Below are 17,009 nucleotides of genomic sequence, written 5' to 3'. Positions count from 1 at the left end.
GATGCGCGCAGCGTGCATCACTGCCGCACGGCGCTGCGCGCGTTGGCGGTGATCGTGTCGAGCAGTGTCGTCCAGTGCTCGCGGGGCAGGGTGTGACCCATGGCGGGCAGCACCATCGACTTCGCGCCGGGGATGCGCCGGGCCTGGGCCGCGGCGGCGCCCGGGCGGATGAACGGGTCGTCGGCGCCGTTGATGAGCACCGTCGGCACCCTGACCTCGCCGATCCGCTCGTTGAGCTCGCCGGCCGCCCGGCCCGCGGCCAGGTGACGCTGGCTGCTGCTCGGGTCGCGCGGGGCCCGGGCGTGGCTCTGTTCGGCCATCCGCCGGGTCAGGGGCTCGTCGAACGGGTGGTTGGGCGACGACATCAGGCGCACGATCTCGACGAGCGTCTGGACCGCACCCTCGTCGTTGCGCGGCAGGTTCAGGCGCCGAAGGTGGCGGATCAGCCTGGGAAAGTACCCCACTTTGAGGTACCGCACGGCGTCGGACTTCCGGGCCGGCGCCGTGAACACACCTGACACCGAGCGCACACGGTCCGGGTGGAGCACGGCCGTGGCCAGCGCGATGCTGCTACCCATCGACCCGCCGAGCAGGTGCGCCGAGGCCCAGCCCATGGCGTCCATCACCGCGATCCCGTCGTCGACCATGTCGTACGTCGTGTACGCCGGCGCGGGCAGGCCCCGGAACATGACCTTGAACAGGTTCTCCCGGCGCGGCGACGTGAAGTGCGTGGAGAGCCCGGCGTCGCGATTGTCGAAACGCACCACGTGAAAACCGCGCGCGACCAGGCCCTCGATGAACTCGTCCGGCCACCACACCATCTGGAAGTCCAGCCCCATGATGAGCAGCATCGGCTCGTCGCCGGCCGACCCGAACTCCTCGTACGCGATACTCACGTCGCCGTGCTGGACCGTGCGCACAGACATGGAGCCTCCTCCGCGGTACCGTTGGCAATGCAGTTGCATTGTAACCAGATGCCGACGCCGGCCGACAGTGGTCCCACCGCCGCGGCCCGCGTCGCCCGACAGCGCGATTGACGGTGCATGCCCATGCCTCGCAAGGTCGACCACGACGAACGCCGCCGGCACATCGTGGAAGCACTGCTGCACATCGCCGGGACGCACGGCCTGGACGCCGTGTCGCTGCGCGAGGTCGCCCAGCAGGCCGCCATCTCGATGGGCGCGGTGCAGCACTACTTCGCGACGAAGGAGGACATGCTCACGTACGCGCTCGAGCACTGGCTCAGCCTGAGCGTGCACGAACGCTTCAGTGCCCGCGTGCGCGTCCGCGCCGAACACGGCACGCCGATCCTGCGCGCATTGGTGGCCGAGTACCTGCCGCACGACGAGCCGAGCCGCTTCGACGCCCGCGTCGCCGTGGCCTTCCTGGCCCGCGGGGCGGTGGACGCGTCGCTGCACGAGAAGCTGTCAAAGGCAGTGCAAGCCTTCGTGGGTACGCTCACAGCTCTGCTGGCCCCGACCGCGGACCCGGCATTCGAGGCCCGCCGCCTGGCCGCACTGCTCGACGGTCTGCGTTACGCGCTGCTCATGGGAGCGCTCACGCACGCCGAGGCCATGGCGGTCGCCGACCGCCACCTGGCCGACATCGGCGCACAGTCCCCAGCGAGCGTGACCAGCAGCCCGGGATGATCCGTCGCGACCACGTCCGGCGTCGTGCAGCGCACCGCCTCGAGCGCCTCGACCACCTCGGACGCCAACCGCCGATCGCGCACGACCGATCCGCTCACCACCTCGGACGCCTCGGACGCCTCGGACGCCTCGGACACCTGGAACACCTCGGGCGCCAACCGCCGATCACACACGACCGATCCGCTCACTGCACGGTCACGGGAACCGATCACCGCAGGTCAACGCACATTTCCGGCCAGCCTCGACTGAGCGAGGTGCGCGATCGGGCGGCTGCGGTCGGCGCTCAGTTCGCGGCGAGCGAGACCAGCAGCCCGGGGTGATCGGTCGCCTGCTGCAGGTCGAGCGCGCTCGAACCGATCACCGCATGGTCGGCGGTGGCGGCGACGTACTGCACGGCACCGTCATCCGCGCGCACATACGCGCGCTCCGGGATGCAGCCTTGTGCACGTTCGAGCAGGTTGAAGTCGCCGGCGGCGACGGTCGGGACGTAACCCGCGCGATCGTGCAGGCCGGGGATGGCCACGCCGAACAGATACTGACACTGCTTGAACGCGACGCCCGGCACCGTGTTCGCCAGGTGGGTCGTGCACGCCTGATACGCGCCGGCCGCATGCACGCACACCCACGCCCGCTGCTCGGGATCGTGCAGGTCCTGCGTGTCCTGCTCCGGGTACAGACCGCCCTCGACGACCGTCGTCCGCCGCCCGCCCGCGAACCGGGCCAGCAGGCCGATCCCGTAGTCCTCGCCGTTCACGCACGCGAACGGCGCTCCTGTACGCCGGTCACCGGCGGGCTCGAACGCACGGACGACAAGGTCACCGGGGAACACGCCGTCGAGCACGGTCCCGAGCGCCTCGACGTCGCCCGAGCAGATCTCATTGAGCGTGACGATGTCCGGCCGGTTCGCCCGCATGACGGCCGCGGCCACGTCGAGCGCCCGCCCGCTGTAACACCCGGCGAACCCGCTGTCGCACAGGTTGAGCTGCAGGACGCGCAGCGGCGGCCGAGCGGCCTCACCGGGCGACGGCGTGGCCGCGAGCACGGCGGCCGCGAGAAAGGCCAGCACCGCGGCCGTGCGCCGCACCACACGCCCCGTCATGCCGGGCAGTGTATCGATGGTGGAGGTGGTCGGGATACGGTCGAAAACATGACAGGGTACGTCGCCACGCTGCTCGTCTTCGGCCGCGGCGTACACGTACACCAAGGACGGTACGAACTCACCGCCGACAGCCTGGCCCGGGTCCACGCCGCGGTCGAGCACGTCTTCCGCATGGGCCGGCCGGCCCGGATCGTGTTCACCGGCGGCTGGGCCGGCGTCTCCGAGAACGCTCCCGAGCCTCCGCCCGGCCACCGCGAGGCCAACCTGATGCTGCGCGAGGCCGCCCGCCTACTGCACACCGCCGCCATGCCGCGCACAAACGAGCACGACGCGCACACGCCAAACGAGCACGGCACGCGCATACCCTGCACGAACGTGCACGGCACGCATCTGACGCGTGCAGACGTGCACGCGGCGAACATGGGCTGGCACGGCGCGCACACGGTGAGCGGGAACGTGTGTGCGGCGGACGCGACGCCGGGTGTGGTGGACAAGGGGAACAGGGAGCTGGGCGTGGTCGGCGCGACGTCTTGGGCGGGGGCGGGCGGCGGGCGGGTCGGGCTGGTGGCGGGGTGCGAGTTGGTGGCGGGGTGCGAGTTGGTGGCGGGGTGCGAGTTGGTCGCTGAGGTGCGGTCTCGCAGTACCCTCGAGAATCTGCTCAATCTGGTCGAGGAAGGGCTTGTCGGCGGGCCGTATTCGGCGGCGGCGCCGCTCGGGCTTGTCTCGCATGCGTGGCATCTGCCGCGGGTGCGGTACCTGGCCGGGAAGGTGCTCGGGCTGCGGGGGACGGCGCTCGTCGACATCCCGGCGGCCGGGCCGTGGCAGTCGGAGCGGCTGTTGCGGCTGGGGTCGCGGCTGTGCCTGCTCGGTGCGCGTACGGACGCGGCGCTGCGGCGGCGGGAACGGATTGCGGTTGCACTCGTCCGGCGGACGGGTGGTGGATCAAGGCGCGCCGCGGGTATCGACGGTGGATGATTGTGCTGCTGCCGGTGTTCCGGCCCTCGTTTCGCCTGGTCGAGCTGCTGACCGGTCTCGGTGCGGGTATGCCGGTGGTGATCGTGGACGACGGCAGCGGTACCGCCGCCGCCAGTATTTTCGACTCGGCCCGGGGGCGCGGCGCGACCGTGCTGTCCCACCCCGTGAACCGCGGCAAGGGTGCGGCGCTCAAGACCGGGGTCGCGCACATCGCCGACGTGTGGCCCGGCCGCGGGGTCGTGTGCGCGGACGCGGACGGTCAGCACAGCGTCGAGGACATCCGGCGGGTCGCCCAGCACGCCGAGGTCACGGGCCGTATCACGCTCGGCGCCCGGCGGTTCGGCTCCGGGACGCCGCTGCGCAGCCGCTTCGGGAATCTGTTCACGGCCGCGCTGTTCCAGGCCGTGAGCGGTACCAAAATCCGGGACACGCAGACCGGGCTGCGAGCGTTCCCGGCCACGTTGCTGCAGTGGCTGCTGACCGTGCCCGGCGACGGTTTCGACTACGAGATGCAGATGCTGCTCGCGGCGCTCGAACAGGGACACCCGATCGACGAGGTGGACATCGCGACCACGTACATCGACGGCAACTCGTCGTCTCATTTCGGGGCGCTGTCCGACTCGGCCCGGGTCTACCGGCCGCTCCTGCGCAGCATCGCCCGGCGGTGACTCGGCCGGTCTCGTGACCTGCACGTGGTGACTCATCCCAGGTCGCTCACCACGCGGCGATCCACCATGTGGCGACCGTGCGATGGCCCGGCACATGGCGACTCCCAGGCGTGCAGTGACCGTAGGATGCTCGGCACAAGGCGAACGCACCAGATTGCGACTGTGCGGAAGCCCGAACGTGTGGCGACCTACCGTGCACTGACCGCGCGATCACACGGTGCGGGGTGACCCGGCGTGCGGAGGGTCACCCCGTGACGACGCTGTCGAAGGCCAGGTCCAGCAGGTCGGCCAGGCTCCCGCCGTCACCGGCGACCCAGCCCGCGTAGGCGGCGTCCAGGCAGGACAGTGCGGCGAGCACGATGGCCTGCGCGGGCACGTCGCCGCCGGCCGGGTCGCCCAGGCGGCGGCGCATGATCGGGGTCAGGGTCCGCGACCAGGCGAGGTGTTTCTCCAGGTTGCGGGCCCGCAGCGAGGCCGAGCCGTTCACCACCCGCATGACCAGCCGGCTGCGTTGCGCGTTCGCCTCCGACAGTTCGACGATCGGCTGCAGTGCGGCCCGCATCGCCAGCCACGGCGGCTCGAGGACCGGGCGCTCGGCCAGCGCGTCGGCGACGATCTGGCCCAGCCCGGTCGAGTCGCCGATGACGGCGTCCTCCTTGGCCGGGAAGTACCGGTGGAAGCTGCGCCCGGAGATCCCGGCCGCCGCGGCCACGTCGTCGACGCTCGTGTTGTCGAAGCCGCGCCGGTCGAACAGGTCCAGGGCACGCTCGGCGATCGCGGCGCGCACCGCCTCGCGTGTCTGTTCCCGCAGCCCCACGTGATAAGCGTAACCCGCCGCCAAACTTGTCAGTCACTGACAGATTCGGCGTAGGCTGACACGGACGCGATTCTTTGGAGGACACATGCGACAGCGCACACTCGGCCGGCAGGGGCTGCGGGTTGCCGAGATCGGCTACGGCGCGATGGGCATCCACCTCGCCTACGGGCCCGGCGACGAGCAGGAGGGCATCGCCACCATCCGCCGCGCGCACGAGCTGGGCGTCGACTTCTTCGACACCGCCGAGCTGTACGGCTGGGGCGAGAACGAGAAGACGGTCGGGCGCGCGGTGAAGGACTTCCGCGACGAGATCGTCATCGCGACGAAGTTCGGCTTCACCCGCGACTTCGGCTTCGACAGCCGCCCGGAGCACATCCGCGAGGTCGTCGACAACAGCCTGCGCTACCTCGGCGTCGACCACATCGACGTCCTCTACCAGCACCGGGTCGACCCGACCGTGCCGATCGAGGACGTGGCCGGGACGGTCAAGGAGTACATCGACGCGGGCAAGGTGAAGTACTTCGGGTTGAGCGAGGCCGGCCCGGAGACGATCCGCAAGGCGCACGCCGTGCAGCCCGTGTCGGTACTGCAGACCGAATATTCGCTGTTCGAGCGGGATGTCGAGGCGCTCTTCCCCACCCTGAGCGAGCTCGGCATCGGGTTCGTGCCCTATTCGCCGCTCGGCCGTGGCTTCCTCACGGGTACCGCGAAGCCGGCCGACCAGTACGACCAGTCCGACATGCGCCGTACCGACCCGCGGTGGCAGCCGGGCAACTATGAGCAGAACCTCGCGGCGGTCGAGCGTCTCCGGTCACTCGCCGGGTCCAAGGGTGCGACGGTTTCACAGCTCGCGCTGGCGTGGCTGCTGACCCGCGGCGAGCACGTCGTGCCGATTCCGGGCACCCGCAGCATCGCCCGGGTCGAGGAGAACGTGGCCGCCGCGGACGTCGAACTGTCCAAGGAGGACCTCGCCGCGATCGACGAGATCCTCCCCACGGGCGGTTTCGGTGCACGCTATGCCGGTGGACGTACCCCCACCTGGGTTTGATCTTTCAGTTGTCGCGCAGCGGGTCGAGGCCACCGTCCAGGCTGGCCACGCCGCAGTTCGGGGCGGACCAGAAGCGCGACGGGCGACCGTCCACATGGGTGTGATCGTTGTGGTCGGGGTAGCCGGGCCCGAGAATGCCGGCGAAGCCATGGTTGCGGGCCTCCTGGGCGAGCTGGCACAGCGTCCGGGAGCCCGACACCAGGTCGGCGGCGTCGCCGTAGAGATGCCGGCTGCTCGACGCGCCGCCGACCGCGCTGTTGCACGAGGTGCTGCGGAACCCGCTCGTCACAGTGAGCGGTACGTCGCCGAGCGCGTGCCGCAGCGCCTGCAGCTTCCACATGGTGACAAGCGCGTTGGCCTTGGCCGTCGCCGCCGACACGTTGCCACCGGCCCAGGTGCTGTTGCAGTTGTTCAGTTCGCCGTAGGAGAAGTTGACAGGCGTGCAGTCGTCGTCCTGCAACGCGTAGATCTTCGCGAATGTCTGCGGGCCGGCGATACCGTCCGCGGTGAGGCTGTAAGCGCTCTGGAAACGCTGCACGGCGGCCTTCGTGGCGGCCCCGTACTGTCCGTCGAGGCCCAGCACGCCACCGGAGCCGGGATACCCGGACACCCGGATCTGCAACTGGCGGACGGCTTCGCCGGAAGAGCCCGATTGGAGGGTACCGCTCCAGGTGTAACACCCGTCGGCGAGCGCGGGCGACGCGGACGCGGGCGCGCCGGACACGGCCACGACCGTGCCGGTTGCGCCGAGTGCCAGCAGGATTGCGGCGGCCAGACGGCCGAGGCGACGATGCATGAATCGAAGTATTCGGATGCTTGAGCGCTCGGTCAACCGACGAAAGCCAAAGCTAAGGGAATGGTCAGTGTCCCATGTGGACGCGGCCCGCGGTGCCGGTCGGGCCGGTGCTCGTCTCGACCGGATCGCGCAGCTGGTGGGTGCGCACGGGGCGCCGGCCGTCCTCGCGGGCGAAGCCGTCGCGCGCCGGGCCGGCGATCTCGTAGAGCATCGCCAAGGGTCGGAGAGCGCTTCGCCACGAGCCGGCGATCGGCAGCGGGCCAGCAGACGGAAAGCAGTCCCCGGATGTGCGCTACGCCAGCACGAGCGCCGCCTCGCGCAGGAGCCGGCGGGCCAGCACGATCCGGTCGGCGTCGTCGAGGCCCGGCAGGTCACCGACCCGGTGCGGGCGCCCGTCCAACGCCGTCCGCAACGCCGCGGCACAGCTCTCAGGCAACTGCAACGACCGATCCGGCAGGTGTACCGCAACCCGCCCGCCCGAAGGATCCTCGAGCCGGACCGGCAGCCCGGGCCGGGCCGCGACCCGGACGTCGGGGCCGATCGCGGACAGCGCCGCGGCCTGGGCAACCGGGCGCAGCGGCGCCGGGCGGGCGGCCGACCACGTCTCCCCGCGCAGCTGCGCGGCCACATCCTCCGGCGTGATCGAGTCGAGCCACTCGTGCAGGGCCGCGACCGTGTCGGCCAGTGCCGGGGCCAGCGACTTGGCGTCGGCCGGATCGAGGCCCATGGGCAGCCCGGCCCGCAGCCGCGGTTCGCGCACGGCCATGCGCTGCAGGGCGTCGATGAGCGTGAGCCGGGTCGGGGCGTGCAGGCCGATCGTCAGATGCAGCGACCACTCGCCGGCGGTCGAGGCCGAGTGGAGCCAGCCGCGGGGCAGGTACAGTGCGTCACCGGCGGTCAGCGTCGTGTCGATGGCGGGCTCGGTGCTCGCGGCGGCGGCGACCTCCTCGGCGACGCCGCCCCACGGCTGCCGCGGTACCGGCGACTCGAGGACGGGCGCGTGGACCCGCCAATGCTTGCGCCCGCTGACCTGCAGTACGAACACGCCGTGGGTGTCGTAGTGCGGGTCGAACCCGCGGCTGTCCGGCGGCGTGAGGTACGCGTTGATCTGCACGGGCGTGCCCAGCTCCTGGCGCAGCGTGGACGCGAACGCGACGAGCGGCGGCCACATCCGGTGCAGGCCCTGCAGCACCAGCGTCGCCCCGTCGGCCAGCAGCGCGAGGACCTTCTCGTCGTGGACCTGGTCGCCGATCTCGGCCCCGGCCCCACCGCTGCCGGTGTAGCGGGCGGACGGGATGACGTGGCCGTCCTTCGCCATCCGCACGAACGGGGTGCGCAGGGCCCGGCCGCTGAGCAGCTCGTCGACGCCGCCGAGGTCGAGCAGGTCAAGATAGTCGCCCTGGGCCGGTGAGAGCAGCGGCGCCCGGTCCCAGTACTGCGCGGAGAACTGCTCGGAGCCGACCGACACGCATCGCTGAAGCGCACCGCTGACGACGTTGCCGCCGATGAAGTTGACGCCGTCGTCGTTACGCACCATTGCGCGGGTCCTCCTGCTGTCCGGAAACCGACGGGGTGACGTCGGATTACCCACGCCCGCACGGTCCAATCGCCCCATGTCGGCGCTGCACAATCGGGACATGATCGGATTCCTGCACGACCCGGAGCCGTCCGAGGGCGCCGACCGGCTCTACGCCGATGACCTGGACGAGCTCGGGTACGTCATGAACGTGTCCAAACTGTGGGCGCACGCGCCCGAGGTCTGTAACGACCTGTTCGCCCTCATGCGCAAGGCGGTCGGCGGCCGCCTGCCGCTGCGCACCCGCGCGATCCTGGTGGTCGCGGCGACGTCGGCGTTCGGCGACTCCTACTGCGCCCTGGCGTGGGGCGAGAAGCTTACCGCTCAAGCCGGGCCCGGCACCGCCGCGGCCGTCGTGACCGGCGCCGACACCGGCCTGACCGACGCCGAACAGGCCCTGGCCGCCTGGGCCCGCCGGGTGGCCCGCAACCCGGGCGCGACGACGGAGGCGGACGTGTCCACACTGCGCGCCGCCGGCTACAGCGACGCCGACATCTTCGCGATGACCGTCTTCATCGCACTGCGCATCGCGTTCGCCACGGTCAACGACGCGCTCGGCGTGCAGCCGGACGCGCAACTGGCCGGCCGTGTGCCGTCCGACCTGCGCGCCGCCGTCACATTCGGCCGCGAACCGCTCAGCCCCTGACACCCGCCACCGCACGTTCGCACACACACAGCTCGCGTGGCGCCGGCCACACCGACGTCAGCGCCGAACGGACCGTGCGGCGACTGGTCTGATACTCGCGAACATCGAAACCAACCGATCGAGGTGGTCCCGAACCGGCGAGCAAGTCGCAGGTCACACGCACCGGTCGGACCCCGACCACGGGTGTCCTATGCCCGGTGACGGGTGTTCCTCGTGCCTGCGAGCTGTGTCCTCGTCAATGTGTGCCGTCAACGTTGTCCGCCGGGATGCGCACCGGGTCGTTATGCCGGCTCGACGGGCAGCCAGAGCTCAGAGGTCGCGGTGCTGAAGTCGTCCGCATGATCGAGCACCGCCACGATCTCCGGACCTGGCCGCAGACGCCAGGGGTTGGAGGGGAACCACTCGGCTGCGGTGGTGGCCCAGGTCTTCTGGAGCGTCTGCGGATGCGGCCCCGCGGTTCGGATGACCACCCATCTGCCGGCCGGAACCTTGATGATCTCGAGACCGCCCGGGACCGGCGTATCCGGGGACACGGCGACCCCGTGAAGGTAGGTCAGCTCGCTGCCCTCGGCCCGGTCGGGGTCGAGGTCGTCACTGACCGCGAGCAGTCCCGCCGGCTCGGTGTCACCGAGGGCCTTCAAGCGCAGGTGCTCCTCCGCGGGCAATGCGGTGATGTGCTGCCGGATGTGCGGATTGATGCCTTGGTGGACCAGCGGAACGCGGACAGCGTGCCCCACCAGCCGGAACTCGGGGTGCTCGACTATGCGGGTGTCTATGCGTTCGCTGCCTTCCACGGTCAGGCGGAACCTGAGCTGCGACTGGGTGCGCAGGGGGCCTCCGGCGCGGCGCACCTCACCAGGGCCGGCGCCGTGGACCGCCCGGAACGCCCGCCCGAACGCCTCGGTCGAGCCGTATCCGTACCGGACGGCGACGCTCAGCAGATCCTGCTCACTGCGGACGACATCGGCGGCGGCGACGGTCATGCGGCGGCGACGCACATACTCTGACAGTGGCATGCCGGCCAACGACGAGAACATCCGGCGGAGGTGGTATTCGGTCGTGCCGAGCGTCCTGGCCACCTCCTTGACGTCGAAGTCCGCGGTCAGGCCCTCCTCGACGAGGTCGACGAGCCGGTTGAGTGCCGAGATCATGGAGCCTTCCTCCGATGTCAACCTTGGTCGAAGGCGCACCGGTCGCGCCCGATCGTCGTGTCCCGATCACATCACGGCTGGCGCCGTCGCGGCACGAACGCATGCCGGGGCGGGCTTGACCCGACAAAGGCGGTGCGGAAAATGTCGGGCGATCGGGGCGTTGTCACCGCACGATACCGGCATGGATGACACGACCCTGGTATCCCGCTTTCTTCGCGATGGCTTCGTCAAGCTCGAAGGCGCGGTCGCGCCGCGCGTTGCCGCGGACTGCGCGCGGCTGCTATGGCGAGAGACGGGCTGCGACCCGGACGATCCAGCGACGTGGACGGAGCCTGTGCACTGGGTGCCCGGGATGGCGCAGGGGCCGTTCGCCGCGGCACCCAACTCCCCGTTCCTGCACCACGCGTATGACCTGCTCGTCGGCGCGGGACGCTGGGAGCCGCGCTACTCACTGGGCACCTTCCCGCTGCGCTTCCCGCACGAAAAGGAGCCGGACGACGCGGGCTGGCACATCGAGGGCAGCTACCTGCCGGAGGGCGAGAGCTGGTACTTCACCAATGTGCACTCCCGGGGCCGGGCGCTGCTGATGCTGTTCCTGTTCAGCGAGGTCGGCGAGCAGGACGCCCCGACCCGGATCCGGGTCGGCTCCCACCTGGACGTGCCGAAGGTGCTGGAAAAGTACGGGGATGACGGGGCGAGCGGGCTTACCCTTGCGCCCGAGTTGATGGCGGCCTCCGCCCACCGGCCAGTCACGCTCGCCACCGGCTCCCCGGGCGACGTCTTCCTGTGTCATCCGTTTCTGGTGCACGCGGCGCAACCGCACCACGGCGTGCGGCCGCGTTTCATGGCCCAGCCGCCGCTGATGCCGGCCGTGCCGTACGAACTGCAGCGAGCCGACGGCGCGTACTCACCTGTCGAGATCGCGATCCGTCGGGGCCTCGGACAGGACACCCCCGGTCCGGACGGGGATGGCATCCACCCCAGCGCCGGATAGACCTGCGCCAGCGGAGGGCCCGGGCGCGGTGGCACCACGAACCTGACCGCAGCCAATGCGGTCAGGTTCGTGCGATCCGGGCTGGCCCGAGGTCTGGACCCGCCTGGATCACCTTGACGCCGCCACCGGCCGGCGCGTGATGGCGGGACCGGATTCAACAACAAACGGGTCCCGTTCTCACGCGCGGAGCCAAACGCAGACGGTGCACATTCGCGCATGCTGGGACGACGGCTGGATGCACGAACGCGCAGCTCCCCCGGCCGGATACTGCAGGGAGCTGCGCGTTGCTGGAGTTGAAGGCGCGGTCGCTACAAGCCGAGGCAGCGCGCAAGCGGGCTGAAGAGAAACCGCGGTTGCGGGGGAAAAGCAGGGTGACGCGAAAGCGCGCAGCTAAGAAGCGTCCGGCACTTCGCGCGGCACCCTAGCCGGAAGGTGCGGCGGTAAGACGGCGGCCGGTCAGGAGGCGATCCCGGCCGCGGCCCGGCGGAGACGGGCCACCGTGCGGGCCGCGCCCAAGGCGACGATGGTGTCGTCCAGCGGCGGGGAGACCGGCTTGCCGACCAGGGCCAGGCGGGCGGTCATGAAGGAGCGGCGGCGGTTGAGGCCGGACTCGGCGACGACCCGGTCCAGGGCGGCGGTGATCTGCTCCTTGTCGAACGGGTCCAGCTGCTCGAGATTCTTCGCGAACGTCTCCAGCTGGGTGGCGGCGTCCGGGGCCGGCAGGCCGTGCTTGGCCAGGTCGGCCGGCTGGATGTCGACGGACTCGGCGGCCAGCCAGTCCAGCTGCTCCGGGATCTCGATCAGCTTCTTGGTGCGCTCGCGCAGCGGCACGACCAGGGAGCGGATGTCGTCGCGGGTCAGGCCGGCCGGCAGGAACGGCTCGGCTGCGCTCAGGAACGCCTCGTCGTCGAGGGCGCGCAGGTAGTGGCCGTTGAGCCAGTTCAGCTTGTCGATGTCGAAGACCGGGCCGACCGGGTTGACGCGGGCGAAGTCGAACGACTCCACCATCTCGTCGAACGTGAAGATCTCCTGGCCCTCGGGCATCGAGTAGCCCATGAGCGCCAGGAAGTTGACAAGGGCCTCGGGCAGGTAGCCCTCCTCCTGGAACCACTTGAGGCGGGCGGCCGGGTTCTTGCGCTTGCTGATCTTCGAGCGGTCGACGTTGCGCAGCAGCGGCATGTGCGCGTAGGTCGGGATGGGCCAGCCGAGCCAGGTGTACAGCAGGATGTGCTTGGGGGTGGAGTTGATCCACTCCTCGCCGCGGATCACGTGGGTCACGCCCATCGCGTTGTCGTCGACGACGACGGCGAGGTGGTACGTCGGGAAGCCGTCCGCCTTCAGAATGACCTGGTCGTCCGGCTCCGGCGGGGTGATCTTCCCGCGGATGAGGTCCTCGAACGACACCTTGGTGTCGGCCGGCGCGAGCATCCGGATGACCGGCACGTCGGTGAAGCCGGGCAGCTCGGCGCGCTCCTCGCGGGTCTTGCCGTAGCACATCCGGTCGTAGCCGGTGGGGATCTTCAGCTGCTGCTGGCGGGTGCGCATCGCGGCGAGCCGCTCCGACGAGCACCAGCACTGGTACGCGTGCCCGTCGGCGAGCAGGCGCTCGGCGACCTCCCGGTAGACGGGCAGCCGCTCCGACTGGCGGTACGGCGCCGCCGGTCCGCCGACGTCCGGGCCCTGGTCCCAGCTGAACCCGAGCCAGTGCAGCGTGTCGAACACCTGCTGCTCGCTGCCCTCGACGTAGCGCGTGCGGTCGGTGTCCTCGATGCGGAGGATGAACTCGCCGCCGTGCTTGCGCGCGAACGCCAGGTTGAACAGCGCGGCGTACGCGGTCCCGACGTGCGGGTCGCCGGTCGGCGACGGTGCGATGCGGGTGCGGACCGGTGCCTCGGAAGTGCTCACCGACCGAATTTAGCTTACGGTCCGCTCCGGCCTGACCGCAGGACCGCGATATAGGGGTGCGGACGGCCGTTCGATGGCCGTACCATCGACCGGCCGGGGCGGCTCCCAGGTGCGCTTCCTTCTCTCTTTCTCTGAAAAGGACTCCAGCGTTCCGACTCTCCGCCCCGGCCTCACCCTGCCCTCGAGCCGAGGTTGCCCTTCATGGACGCACTCGCCACCGTGCTGCTGCGCCGCGCCGGCGCCGTCGCGCTCCCCGCTCCGGCCGCACGCCCGCAGCAGCCGAGCCCGGACCAGGACGACCCGGGCAACGAGGCGGACGGCGACGGGTGGGTGGTGGCGTTCGAGGCCGACCTCGCCACCCGCGGCTGGCTGTTGGAGCCCGCGCTGCGCCGCCGGTTCGCCCGGCTCGACCCCGGCACCCGCCTGCGCTGGGCCGACTGGATCGCCGCCGTCGCCGACGAGAGCACCGGCGCTGACCGCGACCACGTCCCGCTGTTCCGCAACTTCCCGGACACGCCCGAGAACCCCGGCCGCCTGTACGTCGAGCGCCTCCTCGTGCACCTGTTCCAGCACCGTGCCGCGCCGTGCATCCTGTGCGGCACGGTCGGTCAGGTCCGGCCGCTCGACCCGTGCGCGCACGCCGTGTGCACGGTGTGCTTCGACCCGGCGCAGTACTCGGCCTGCCCGGTCTGCGGAAGCCGGCTCGCCGCCGGGGACGCCTACCTGCCTGTGGTCGCTCCGCACGGGGCGGCCGCGAGCCTGCCCGCGGTACAACTGCGGCGTCTGCATCTGGAAGCCGACCCCGGCGCGTGTGCCGTGCGGTTGCGCGACGGCCTCGTGGCCCGGGCCGCCGCATTGAGCGAGCACGACCGCGAGGACCTGCGCACACTCGTGGCCGGGACCGCTCCCGGCCGCCTCGACTGGCTCCCGGACGTGGTGCCGGCCCGCGAGACCCTCGCGTGTGTCATCGCGTGGGCGCTGCACGCGGCCGCGCTGGAGCCGTCGTACCCGGCCGTGCTGGCCGGCGCCGTGACGCGCTGGAGCACGGCGACCGACGTCGCCCGCACGCTGTGGGCGTACTCCGGCGGCGACCCCGGCCTGGTCGTGCCCCGCCGCACCACCGACCCGCACGGCCCCAACGAGGGCTGGCGGCCCGTCCACGAGCCGCGGGTCACCGTGCCGATCCCGCGGGTCCGGGCCGTGCCGCGGGCGCTGCGCCGGGCCGTGCTCGGGTTCATCGACGGCCTCGACTGCGCGACGGCGGCCGAGGACGTGGCCCGGCACCCGGTCGTGTGGAAGCGCATCGCCGAGCGCCTGCACCCCTTCGAGCACGCCGCCGGCCACCCGGACGCGGCAGTCGTGTTCGCCGCCCTCCGTGGCACCCACGCCGCCCCGGATGCGCCGCTCGGTCACGCGATGGTCGCCGCGCACCTGTCCCGCCCCGACCGCATCGTCCTGGAGCAGCACGCCGACGGCACCGTGTCCGTTCGGGTCCGAACGTTCGCCGCGCTCGTCGAGGAGGCCGTCGCCGACGGCGACGCGGCCGCCGCGGCCCGGCTGCTCACCGAGCGCCCGGGCGACCTGTGGCGGCGCATCGACCACCTGCTGCGCCTGGCCGGCGACGACCCCGGCACCCTCGCCCGCGTGCTCGACGCCGCCGCTCGCACCACCCCGCGGGTCTCCCCCGCCGTGCTCGCCGCGGCCGCCGCGGCGCTGACCGGCCGCGACGCCACCGCCCCGGCCGCCCCGGCCGCGGGCGCCGCCGAAGCGGTCACCGAGGTGGCCGCCGAGGCCGCCGCCGGCATCTCGCAGCAGGTGGCCGCGGTGCCGGCCGAGCAGGTCGGCGGGCTCGGCAGCGCGCTGCGCCGCGCCCTCGGACTGCGCCGCCCGGACGCGCCCCCGGCCCGCAACCGGCCCCGCCCGCCGCTGCCGGGCCCCGCGCCGGGCACCCCGCGGCGGACGTTCTTCCCCAAGGGCGACGTGGTGCGCACCTGGACCGAGCCCGAACATCGCGGCCCACTCCCCGCGGACGCGATCGCCCGGGTCCGCTCCACTGTGGACGCCGAGCTGGCCGGGCGGGCGGCGGCGCTCGACGGGTTCGACGTGGCCGTCCTCGACGCCGGCCTGGCCCGGGTGCCGGCGCCCGCGCGCGAGCGGGCCGGGTCGCAGCAGCTGGCCGGCTGGCCCCGCGGCAGCCTGCGGGCGCTCGGCGACGCGCCGATCCTGCGGCTGTTCCTGCACTGGGTGGACGCCGCCGAGCACCGGGTCGACCTGGACCTGTCCTGCGCGTTCTACCGTGACGACTGGACGTCGCGCGGCCACTGCGACTACACGCACCTGCGCTTCCACGGCAGCGCGGCCGTCCACTCCGGCGACCTCACGTCAGCGCCGGCGCCGCTGGGCGCGACCGAGTTCCTGGACCTCGACCGGGCCGCGCTGCGCCAGGCCGGGGTCGCCTGGGCCGTGCCGGTCGTGCTGAGCTACAACGACGTGCCGTTCGAGGCGCTCGACGCCGCGTTCGCGGGCCTGTCCCTGCCGCAGACCCGGCGCGAGCCGTTCACCGCCGCCCGCGTCCTGCAGCGCTTCACGCTGCGCGGCGACGCGAAGTCCATGGCCCCGTTCGTGCTCAACGTGGACACCGGCGAGGCGATGTGGATCGACGCGAGCCTGAGCGCGCGCGGCTACGGCCACAACGTCGGTCAGCGCGGCCCGCGGCTGGGCCGGATGGCGGCCGACCTGTGGGAGCACTTCGCCGCCGGCAACCGGCCGACCCTCCTCGACCTCGCCGCCTGGCACGCCGCGGGCCGGGCCGAGCGGGTCGTCGTCGCCCACGCCGACGGCACCTGCACAGCAGTGCCGGCCGGTGCGCCCCACGAGATCGTCGCGGCTGTCCGCGCCACATCCGGCGGGGGTACCGCCACCGCTCCGACCGGCGCGCGGACGTTCGCGTGCGCGGCCGACCCCGACCGCCTCGCCGCGATCGCGGGTACCGACGTCGCCGAGGGCTCCGCGGCCCTGCTCGTCGACGGCACGCCCCCGCCGCCGTGGACGCCGGTCACGGGAGCGGACCTGCTCGCCGCGCTCACCCCGTCCGTATGATCACCGGGTGAGCGGACGGTCGTACATGGTGGCGGCGCGGATCCCGATGACCCGCGCCGGCTTCGAGGACTGGCTCGACACCCCCGTGCCGGACACCGGGGCGATCGCCGATGCGGAGACGGTGTGGCCGCGGTGGACGCCGCTGCCGGGCACGCCCCGGGCGCGGCTGGCGGCCCGGGCCGCGCAGGGGTGGACGCTCGCCCGGCACGTCGGCGGCGTGCTGGAGCTGTACCTGTACGACTACCACGCCGACGCCGGCACCACCCAGGCCGAGCTGCTCCTGCTCGCCGCGGCCGGCCGGCGCGCCACCGCGGAGACGGCGGCCATGTACTGGGGCGGCAACGGGTACCCGGACCTACCCTTCGGCGGCGACGAGCCGATCGCCGTGCTGCTCACCGGCCCGGACGGCGCCCGCTTCACCGACCGCTACCGGCGCGCCGCCCTGCTCGCGCACCTGCGCCCGGCCGAGACGGCGTTCCTGGCCGCCATCGGCCCGCACGGCGAGACCTGGCACGCCGACGGCCTGATCGACGCGGCCCTGCACCCGGCCGGCTGACCGGGCGCAGGCCACCGCGAAGGCGAGCAT

At 72.1% G+C, this 17,009-nt stretch carries 17 protein-coding genes; 9 read left to right on the top strand and 8 right to left on the bottom strand.

The genetic code is table 11. The features are described from left to right. Positions 1-17: 17 nt before the first annotated feature. Positions 18-926 carry an alpha/beta fold hydrolase gene (locus Dvina_RS21850; RefSeq protein WP_223104317.1) on the bottom strand — a complete coding sequence of 303 codons (909 nt, stop codon included), beginning with the start codon at positions 924-926 and terminating at the stop codon, positions 18-20. A gap of 123 nt (positions 927-1,049) precedes the next feature. On the opposite strand from Dvina_RS21850, the gene Dvina_RS21845 reads away from it, so the two are divergent. Both Dvina_RS21845 and Dvina_RS21840 read left to right on the top strand, forming a co-directional pair. Beyond that, on the top strand, positions 1,050-1,649 hold the full coding sequence (locus Dvina_RS21845; RefSeq protein ID WP_223104316.1) for a TetR/AcrR family transcriptional regulator: 600 nt from the start codon (positions 1,050-1,052) through the stop codon (positions 1,647-1,649). 24 nt (positions 1,650-1,673) lie between these two features. Continuing rightward, on the top strand, positions 1,674-1,898 hold the full coding sequence (locus Dvina_RS21840) for a hypothetical protein (RefSeq protein WP_223104315.1): 225 nt from the start codon (positions 1,674-1,676) through the stop codon (positions 1,896-1,898). A gap of 34 nt (positions 1,899-1,932) precedes the next feature. Here the strand turns inward: Dvina_RS21840 and Dvina_RS21835 are convergent, their stop codons facing one another. After that, the gene (locus tag Dvina_RS21835) at positions 1,933-2,748 is read right to left on the bottom strand and encodes an endonuclease/exonuclease/phosphatase family protein (protein ID WP_223104314.1); all 816 of its coding nucleotides are present in this window, start codon (positions 2,746-2,748) and stop codon (positions 1,933-1,935) included. Positions 2,749-2,796: 48 nt separating this feature from the next. Between Dvina_RS21835 and Dvina_RS21830 the strand changes: the two genes are divergently transcribed. Together Dvina_RS21830 and Dvina_RS21825 are read left to right on the top strand one after the other, a co-directional pair. After that, the gene (locus Dvina_RS21830; RefSeq protein WP_223104313.1) at positions 2,797-3,723 is read left to right on the top strand and encodes a YdcF family protein; all 927 of its coding nucleotides are present in this window, start codon (positions 2,797-2,799) and stop codon (positions 3,721-3,723) included. Beyond that, a complete protein-coding gene (locus Dvina_RS21825) occupies positions 3,720-4,391 on the top strand; it encodes a glycosyltransferase family 2 protein (RefSeq protein WP_223104312.1) in 672 nt (223 codons plus the stop codon). The genes Dvina_RS21830 and Dvina_RS21825 overlap by 4 nt, the downstream gene beginning before the upstream one ends. A 244-nt stretch (positions 4,392-4,635) precedes the next feature. Here the strand turns inward: Dvina_RS21825 and Dvina_RS21820 are convergent, their stop codons facing one another. Further along, a complete protein-coding gene (locus Dvina_RS21820) occupies positions 4,636-5,208 on the bottom strand; it encodes an acyl-CoA-like ligand-binding transcription factor (RefSeq protein WP_223104311.1) in 573 nt (190 codons plus the stop codon). Between the two features lie 85 nt (positions 5,209-5,293). Between Dvina_RS21820 and Dvina_RS21815 the strand changes: the two genes are divergently transcribed. Then, positions 5,294-6,256, top strand: a complete 963-nt coding sequence (locus Dvina_RS21815; RefSeq protein WP_223104310.1) for an aldo/keto reductase — start codon at positions 5,294-5,296, stop codon at positions 6,254-6,256. Positions 6,257-6,260: 4 nt separating this feature from the next. On the opposite strand, the gene Dvina_RS21810 is transcribed toward Dvina_RS21815, so the two are convergent. From Dvina_RS21810 to Dvina_RS21800, 3 genes are all read right to left on the bottom strand, one after another. Next, entirely contained in the window at positions 6,261-7,052 is a 792-nt protein-coding gene (locus Dvina_RS21810; RefSeq protein ID WP_223104309.1) for a D-Ala-D-Ala carboxypeptidase family metallohydrolase, read from the bottom strand. Positions 7,053-7,116: 64 nt separating this feature from the next. Next, positions 7,117-7,263 (bottom strand): hypothetical protein, encoded by a 147-nt coding sequence (locus tag Dvina_RS21805; RefSeq protein ID WP_223104308.1) that lies wholly within the window; start codon positions 7,261-7,263, stop codon positions 7,117-7,119. 81 nt (positions 7,264-7,344) lie between these two features. Beyond that, positions 7,345-8,589 carry a cupin domain-containing protein gene (locus Dvina_RS21800; protein WP_223104307.1) on the bottom strand — a complete coding sequence of 415 codons (1,245 nt, stop codon included), beginning with the start codon at positions 8,587-8,589 and terminating at the stop codon, positions 7,345-7,347. A 100-nt stretch (positions 8,590-8,689) separates the two neighbouring features. On the opposite strand from Dvina_RS21800, the gene Dvina_RS21795 reads away from it, so the two are divergent. Next, positions 8,690-9,274 carry a carboxymuconolactone decarboxylase family protein gene (locus Dvina_RS21795; protein WP_223104306.1) on the top strand — a complete coding sequence of 195 codons (585 nt, stop codon included), beginning with the start codon at positions 8,690-8,692 and terminating at the stop codon, positions 9,272-9,274. Positions 9,275-9,555: 281 nt separating this feature from the next. On the opposite strand, the gene Dvina_RS21790 is transcribed toward Dvina_RS21795, so the two are convergent. After that, positions 9,556-10,425 carry an AraC family transcriptional regulator gene (locus Dvina_RS21790; protein ID WP_223104305.1) on the bottom strand — a complete coding sequence of 290 codons (870 nt, stop codon included), beginning with the start codon at positions 10,423-10,425 and terminating at the stop codon, positions 9,556-9,558. Between the two features lie 181 nt (positions 10,426-10,606). On the opposite strand from Dvina_RS21790, the gene Dvina_RS21785 reads away from it, so the two are divergent. Further along, positions 10,607-11,419, top strand: coding sequence for a phytanoyl-CoA dioxygenase family protein (locus tag Dvina_RS21785; RefSeq protein WP_223104304.1), 813 nt, complete (start codon positions 10,607-10,609; stop codon positions 11,417-11,419). Between the two features lie 456 nt (positions 11,420-11,875). On the opposite strand, the gene gltX is transcribed toward Dvina_RS21785, so the two are convergent. Further along, the gene (gltX, locus tag Dvina_RS21780) at positions 11,876-13,324 is read right to left on the bottom strand and encodes a glutamate--tRNA ligase (RefSeq protein WP_223104303.1); all 1,449 of its coding nucleotides are present in this window, start codon (positions 13,322-13,324) and stop codon (positions 11,876-11,878) included. Between the two features lie 201 nt (positions 13,325-13,525). On the opposite strand from gltX, the gene Dvina_RS21775 reads away from it, so the two are divergent. Continuing rightward, the gene (locus tag Dvina_RS21775) at positions 13,526-16,423 is read left to right on the top strand and encodes an MXAN_6230/SCO0854 family RING domain-containing protein (protein WP_223104302.1); all 2,898 of its coding nucleotides are present in this window, start codon (positions 13,526-13,528) and stop codon (positions 16,421-16,423) included. Between the two features lie 7 nt (positions 16,424-16,430). Next, entirely contained in the window at positions 16,431-16,979 is a 549-nt protein-coding gene (locus Dvina_RS21770; protein ID WP_223104301.1) for a hypothetical protein, read from the top strand. Positions 16,980-17,009: the final 30 nt, after the last annotated feature.

The sequence above is a fragment of the Dactylosporangium vinaceum genome, assembly GCF_019904175.1.
Lineage (GTDB): Bacteria > Actinomycetota > Actinomycetes > Mycobacteriales > Micromonosporaceae > Dactylosporangium > Dactylosporangium vinaceum.
This window is presented reverse-complemented; position numbering and strand designations above follow the sequence as displayed.

What these genes read in the sequence shown, in the direction of transcription:
- Dvina_RS21825 (WP_223104312.1), top strand. Translation starts at nt 3,720, where the DNA reads ATGATTGTGCTGCTGCCGGTGTTCCGGCCCTCGTTTCGCCTGGTCGAG.
- Dvina_RS21805 (WP_223104308.1), bottom strand. Translation starts at nt 7,263, where the DNA reads ATGCTCTACGAGATCGCCGGCCCGGCGCGCGACGGCTTCGCCCGCGAG.
- Dvina_RS21830 (WP_223104313.1), top strand. Translation starts at nt 2,797, where the DNA reads ATGACAGGGTACGTCGCCACGCTGCTCGTCTTCGGCCGCGGCGTACAC.
- Dvina_RS21795 (WP_223104306.1), top strand. Translation starts at nt 8,690, where the DNA reads ATGATCGGATTCCTGCACGACCCGGAGCCGTCCGAGGGCGCCGACCGG.
- Dvina_RS21835 (WP_223104314.1), bottom strand. Translation starts at nt 2,748, where the DNA reads ATGACGGGGCGTGTGGTGCGGCGCACGGCCGCGGTGCTGGCCTTTCTC.
- Dvina_RS21850 (WP_223104317.1), bottom strand. Translation starts at nt 926, where the DNA reads ATGTCTGTGCGCACGGTCCAGCACGGCGACGTGAGTATCGCGTACGAG.
- Dvina_RS21790 (WP_223104305.1), bottom strand. Translation starts at nt 10,425, where the DNA reads ATGATCTCGGCACTCAACCGGCTCGTCGACCTCGTCGAGGAGGGCCTG.
- Dvina_RS21845 (WP_223104316.1), top strand. Translation starts at nt 1,050, where the DNA reads ATGCCTCGCAAGGTCGACCACGACGAACGCCGCCGGCACATCGTGGAA.
- Dvina_RS21815 (WP_223104310.1), top strand. Translation starts at nt 5,294, where the DNA reads ATGCGACAGCGCACACTCGGCCGGCAGGGGCTGCGGGTTGCCGAGATC.
- Dvina_RS21775 (WP_223104302.1), top strand. Translation starts at nt 13,526, where the DNA reads ATGGACGCACTCGCCACCGTGCTGCTGCGCCGCGCCGGCGCCGTCGCG.
- Dvina_RS21785 (WP_223104304.1), top strand. Translation starts at nt 10,607, where the DNA reads ATGGATGACACGACCCTGGTATCCCGCTTTCTTCGCGATGGCTTCGTC.
- Dvina_RS21810 (WP_223104309.1), bottom strand. Translation starts at nt 7,052, where the DNA reads ATGCATCGTCGCCTCGGCCGTCTGGCCGCCGCAATCCTGCTGGCACTC.
- Dvina_RS21800 (WP_223104307.1), bottom strand. Translation starts at nt 8,589, where the DNA reads ATGGTGCGTAACGACGACGGCGTCAACTTCATCGGCGGCAACGTCGTC.